Origin of the sequence: uncultured Maricaulis sp., assembly GCF_905480005.1 — a bacterium.
GTDB lineage: Bacteria > Pseudomonadota > Alphaproteobacteria > Caulobacterales > Maricaulaceae > Maricaulis.
Map to the genome: position 1 here is coordinate 1 of NZ_CAJQOO010000147.1, position 4,415 is coordinate 4,415.

At 65.6% G+C, this 4,415-nt stretch carries 3 protein-coding genes and 1 pseudogene; all 4 read right to left on the bottom strand.

The window, feature by feature from the left end; translation table 11 throughout:
• Window positions 1–1,202: tetratricopeptide repeat protein (locus QZ266_RS12930; RefSeq protein WP_295695816.1), on the bottom strand; the 1,202-nt coding region annotated here is incomplete at its 3' end.
• The gene (locus QZ266_RS12935; protein WP_295695817.1) at window positions 1,199–3,349 is read right to left on the bottom strand and encodes a sulfotransferase; all 2,151 of its coding nucleotides are present in this window, start codon (window positions 3,347–3,349) and stop codon (window positions 1,199–1,201) included. The genes QZ266_RS12930 and QZ266_RS12935, both read right to left, overlap by 4 nt.
• Window positions 3,349–4,116: a 2OG-Fe(II) oxygenase family protein gene (locus QZ266_RS12940; protein ID WP_295695819.1), complete on the bottom strand. Its 768-nt coding sequence runs from the start codon at window positions 4,114–4,116 to the stop codon at window positions 3,349–3,351. Before QZ266_RS12940 ends, QZ266_RS12935 begins: the two co-directional genes overlap by 1 nt.
• Window positions 4,117–4,274: 158 nt before the next feature.
• A pseudogene (gene tuf, locus QZ266_RS12945) lies at window positions 4,275–4,415 on the bottom strand (elongation factor Tu); the annotation flags it as partial.

The following is a 4,415-nucleotide window of genomic DNA, read 5'->3' on the forward strand; positions in this document are numbered from 1 at the left end:
AAGACGTCATAGTCGCACAGCTGCGCGTAGCGCGGGTCACCGGTCTGGCGCCAGGCCACCGATTGCAGCGCAAGATGCTTCTGCAAATGCGCTGCCGGAGCGTCGCAATCGAGCACCGCTGCCGCGCCGGACCAGTCCTCATTGACCAGAAGCGCCTCTGCCAGGACATGCCGCGCCGCCCAGTCCTCCCCCTGACTGGCCTTGAATGCCAGACGGGCATCCGCCAGCGCGCCCGCGGGATCGCCGGTCCGCAGTCCCAATTCACTGCGCACCATCGCCGCCTGCACGGCGTCGGGATCACGCGCCAGGGCCGCGTCCGCCGCGGCCCGCGCAGCGACCGGCTGTCCTGACCGCAACAGGACGCGCGCCAGGACTTCATTCAGTCGCGGGTCGCCCGTCGCGGCGATCGCCTGTTGAAGCGTGACCAGGGCTGACGCCCCCTGCCCGGCTTCGACGCGCAGGCCAACCAGATCGGCGTGATAGCCGGGATCCTGAGGCGACAATGACAGCGCCATCCGATAGGCCTTGTCTGCCTCGTCGATATCGAGCCGGGTCCGGAGGCTGTGGCCCAGCTGGGCATGGGCTTCGGCCATGGTCGGCGCCAACGCACACGCCTGGCGCAAATCCGTACAGGATTTGTCCAGCTCGCCGGTCTCGCGGAAAAGCGCGCCACGATTGATACGCGGCAGAACCGCATTCGGGTCGGCCTCGAGGGCCTGGTCAAAGGCCTTGCGGGCCGCGTCCGGTTCGCCGGCGCGCCGTTCCAGATTGCCCCAAGCGTTCAGCGCCAGCACCTGGCCCGGCTGCCGCGCAAGCACGTCCGCAATCGCTGCACGCCCGGCCGCGAAGTCATCGGTCTGGGAGAGGGTCAGCGCCAGGTTCAGGCGGGCGTCGGCGAAGTCGGGCGCAGCCTCCAGCGCCGCACGATAGGCCGCGATGGCCGCATCCAGGCGTCCAGCCCTTTGTTGGTGATTACCGAGATTATTGAGAACCGCATGAGATTGCGGATGGTGCGTGCGAGCGGCGCCGAAATCCGACAACGCGCCGGCATCATCGCCTGCCCGGCTACGCGCCATCGCCCGCAGCATGAGCGCGTCCGGCTGACTGGGCGCCTCAGCCAGGACCTGATCGAGCAGCGGCAATGCCTCGCCAAAGCGACCGGCCTGCAGCAGGCCCGCGGCGCGCTGCAGGGTCGCCATCATGATCCGGACCGCTCACCGCGACCGAAGAGACGCTGCCAGAACCCGCCGGGTTGTGCTGACGTTTCGCCGGGTGCCGATGCCGTCGCACCGCTTTCGACCGAACCCGGCAGACGGGCTTCCCCGTCTTCACCGGCCGCCAGCCAGGCACCCGTCTCGGGATTGACCCCCAGCGCCTCGACGGCGGGGTCGAACCCGCCGAGCCATTCAAGATACGGCGTCGTTGAATCGAGATGGTCAGCCGATGGCGGACGGCGAACCTGCATCGCACTGAACGTCATGATCTGGCGTTCCTGCTTGTAGAACTCCAGGCATTTGTCGTCCCAGGGCAGACCGATCCGTGCGAACAGGCCCCGCAGGCTCGCCTCGAAGGATGTCACCAAAGTCTCATACTGTATCGGCGTAACGGTTTGCGGGTAGGTCTGCCGCCAATGGTCACACAGGCGCGCCTGCTCGGCGTAGTAATGGCCGATATCGTCCAGCGAATGGGCAAACGGCCATTGCCGGGTGAAATTGCGCCGGTAGATCGAGAAGGCGGTTTCCAGCGGTCGACGGCGAATATGGATGACCGGTGCGTTCGGGAAGAGCTGCCGGATCAGGCCGACCGACTGGAAATTGCTGGGCTGTTTGTCGGTTACCCATTGGGCGCCATCCAGCCCGTACTCGCCGAGCTGTTTGACATAGATGGCCCGCCACTCGGCCAGCTTCGCGTCCGGGATGCGGCCGCCCTGCCAGTTATTCTCTGCGGCCCAGGTTTCAAATCTCTCGAGAATGAAGGGCAAGGCGGGCAATTCGCCCGACGGCTCGACCGCATCATGGGCGGAGATCGCGGCTTCCAGCAGTGTCGTGCCCGAGCGGGGCATCCCGACAATGAAGATCGGCGTCGGGCCCTGGCCTGCCACGCCGGCCGCTTCCGTACCGTCGAACTGGGCCGACAGGCGCGCGATGCGGGCTTCCTGGGCTTCCCGGTCATAGCCTGATTCCAGCTTGCCATTATGCTGAAGCCACTTGGCCTCATTGGCGAGCGTCCAGGTTGCAAACGCGTCTGCGCGGCGTTTGCGCCGGTGATAGACATCGCCCAGCGCGAACAGGGAAATCGCCCGACGATCGGCCGGCAATTCGTGATCCTCGCGGGCCGCTTCCAGGACGGCCAGTTCCGGATCCTCGACACGCCCACCGGTCGTTTCGGCCAGGAAGGCGCAGGCATCGAGATGACCGGGATGGGCCGCCAGGATACGGCGGCAATAGGTCTCCACGTCGTCAACACGGCCCGCGAAATTACCGATTCGGGCCAGGCCGAACAGCGCGTCCGCAGAATTGGGATCCACCGCCAGAGCCGCCTCGAAAGCCTCACGGGCCGTGTCCGTGTCTCGAGCACCGAGATAGAGCCGCCCCAGCGCGGCGAGCGAACCCGGGTCAGAGCCACGCTCCGCCACCACCGGTCGGAAAATCTCGATGGCCCGGCGGTAATACCCCAGCTGGGACAGGGCCTGTGCCAGAGCGCCGCGCGCATCATTGTCGTCCGGGACGATATCCAGCCAGTCCTGGGCGACATCCCGCAGACGTGGCCAGTCCGCCCGGTTACGCGCAACCGCGGCCCGGATGGCCAGGCCTTCCGCCGGCAGGGCGCCGCCAAAAGCCGTCTCGGTAATCTTCAGCGCTGCGTCAGCCGCATCGGTCCGGCCGAGGCGCAGTTCCAGGCCTGCCAACCGCAAGGCGACACTGGCCCGGGCCGGATGGTCATCCTCGGCCTTCAGCGCCGTCTCGAAACACTCTGCGGCCAAGGCCAGATTGCCGCCAATTCCCGCGAGATCACCGAGACGTCCCCAGATATCAAACCGCGTCGCATCGCACTCGCTCGCGCGCCGGGCTGCATCGAGGGCCGCCTTGGCATTGCCTTCGGCCTCGAATTGCACCGAGCGGTACAGCTGGACCGAGGCATTATTGCCATCGGCGGCTTCCGCCTTGTCGAGCCATGCCCGACCTGCTGCAACATTCCCGCACTCAATGTCGCAAATCCCCAGCAAGCCCATCGCTTCTGCGTCGTCAGCGCGCTCTTCGAGCACCGCATGACACAGCGCACGCGCCTGGTCGAAAGCGTCCTGCAGGCGCAGTTCGCGGGCCTGGGCCAGTCTGGGGTCCGCGACCATCAGGCCGAACCGCCGGAGGCCGGGTCATTGCGGAACCAGCCGGTGATCTGGTAGCGGGCATCCCCAGCGAAGGGCGAGACCGGGCTGACAGCGTGCAGCCGGCGGCCGTCAAAGATCGACAGCATGTTGAAGCGCGGGAGGAAAGCACGCGAGACGTCCATTCCCTCCTCGATCAGCATCAAGAGCCCGCCCCAGTCCGGCTGCCAATTGCGCGTGAAGCCAAACGTATAGGCGGCCACGCGTTCCTGATCATGGCCCTCATCGACATGCCGGGTCAGGAAATGGCCGCGCGTATAGCGTGTCGCCTGGGCGTCAGCCTTGGTCACCACGGGCGCGCCGGTGACAATCTGCCCGAAATCCAGGAATTCACGCGAGTTCAGGAATTCCGTGACCCGGTGGATCGGATGACCCGGATCCCAGTGCGAGGTGTAGGCCTGGATCATCGGGTAGCTGTCATAGAGATAGCCGTAATTCTTGCGGGCCCGCTGCATGACGCCCCCGATCGCGGCGGACACGGCCTCACGCCCCATGCGCTGGACATCCTGCTGGGTCAGTTGAACGACGACTTCCTCCCCGTCTCCCGCAGGTCCGGGTTCGGGAAAGACAAGGCGCCAGGTCAGCGTGTCCCGCAGGATAGCGCTGACCTGTTCGGCCAGGGCCGGTTCGAGAATATCCGGGATCTGGACGAGTGGGTTCTCGGCGTATTTGCGCGCCCATTCTTGCGGATCCAGCGCCGAATTGAGGCGAAGATTGAGCGGTTCGGCCATGGGTTCACACCAGCTGTAACAAATGGAGTGAAAACACCTATCCAGCCGATCCGGGCCTGTCCAGACGAGCCGTCAGCCGGGCCGTCCGGCAACCACCAAAAGAAAACGGCGCGCTCCGGGTGGAGCGCGCCGCATTCATGTGTCGATGTCGCGTGCGACTATTCGATGATCTTCGACACGACGCCGGCGCCGACGGTGCGGCCACCTTCACGGATAGCGAAGCGGAGCTTCTCTTCCATGGCGATCGGTACGATCAGTTCGACATTCATTTCGATATTGTCGCCCGGCATGACCATTTC

Bases quoted from the DNA above. Each gene is read 5' to 3' on its own strand.
- QZ266_RS12935 (WP_295695817.1), bottom strand. From the start codon at position 3,349: ATGGTCGCGGACCCCAGACTGGCCCAGGCCCGCGAACTGCGCCTGCAG.
- QZ266_RS12940 (WP_295695819.1), bottom strand. From the start codon at position 4,116: ATGGCCGAACCGCTCAATCTTCGCCTCAATTCGGCGCTGGATCCGCAA.